The 1,181-nt window shown below is 52.2% G+C and carries 1 protein-coding gene; it reads right to left on the reverse strand.

Features of this window, described 5'->3' with window-relative positions; genetic code table 11:
* Positions 1-1,087 (reverse strand): hypothetical protein (locus KDK14_RS09225; protein ID WP_257264805.1); only part of this gene is annotated, 1,087 nt, incomplete at its 3' end.
* Between the last annotated feature and the right edge of the window lie 94 nt (positions 1,088-1,181).

Raw genomic sequence — 1,181 nt, forward strand, 5'->3', positions numbered from 1 at the left:
CAAAGATTTCATAATCACCCAGGTCACGCATGCCACAGTACCCAAAATCAACCTTGTCGGTTGCCAAAGTATTCCATGCCCCCAATGTGCCAGCGTGAATGTTGTCGCGCTCGGGATTCAGGGCCGCATGCAAGGCAACCCAACGCCGACCGGACACTGTGTCGTGCAGGCACTGCAGCATGCTGGTCGGCACCAGCCCCATGCCGGTCATGTAACCGGCATCGAGACAGGCCGTAAGGATGCCTTGCTCCGGGCGTTTCCAGGGGCAGTTATCTGCTGTTGCCGGGGAGTGAGCATACCGGGCATAGCCGACAGGTGCTGTATAGGAAAAGACATTGATGTATCGCTGGCCATGGTTTTCGGTAATTTCTATCTGGTCATCAAACTGGTCAATCAGGCACTTCAGGTCTTTGCTCAGGGGGAGTTGCATAAAGGCCCGGTACTTCGGAAGTTCGCTTTTAAATGTCAGCGCAGGAGTATTGGCGATGAATTGATAAAGCAGACCCTCCCTGGCCAGCGTCTCAAGGGGCTCTTTGGCTCTCTGGAACTTAAAATAGGTGGCCTGGCCTGGAGCTTGCTGGCACTGAATGGTCCGCCCGCCGACAATTCGGGTTGTTGAGCCGTTTGCCGGGCACAGCTCTTCGGGTATCTCCTGCCGCCCGAACGAGGCAGGCATATTCCTGGCAATGAATCGGTTAATATTCTCCCCCAGAGCAGCATTGGGCAGCGCAAATCCGGTGACCTGGTGAGCAGTTGCAATCAAGGGCATCAAAAACAGATTGGTACGGGAAAATTTTAAAGGTGATTGCTGGCAAATCAACGGTGCCGCTGTGACCTCCTTCGGGAAGGCGAAGGTCGGGGCATCCAGTGTTTCAATGAAGCTGAGTTTCTCTTTCAGGGTGACCTCGGAACTGGTCAAGAACTTCAACTGAACATCCGTGGGCACGTAGGGAATTTTGTTAGACTTTATTAATTCGTAGAGTATGCGCTCTTCTTCTTTGTCCGATGGTTTTATCACCTCTGTGGTCACTGAAGCTTTGAGGCGACGCTCACTGGGGCTCAGGTTTTCTGCAGGAACATATTTCAATACTGACACATCTTTCTTTAAGGCCGCCTCAAGGATTGCTCCAGGGCGATAGAATCGGCCTTACGATCGTTCCAATCAAGGCTAATTTAAACGA

Origin of the sequence: Endozoicomonas sp. ONNA2, assembly GCF_024606365.1 — a bacterium.
Classification (GTDB): domain Bacteria; phylum Pseudomonadota; class Gammaproteobacteria; order Pseudomonadales; family Endozoicomonadaceae; genus Endozoicomonas.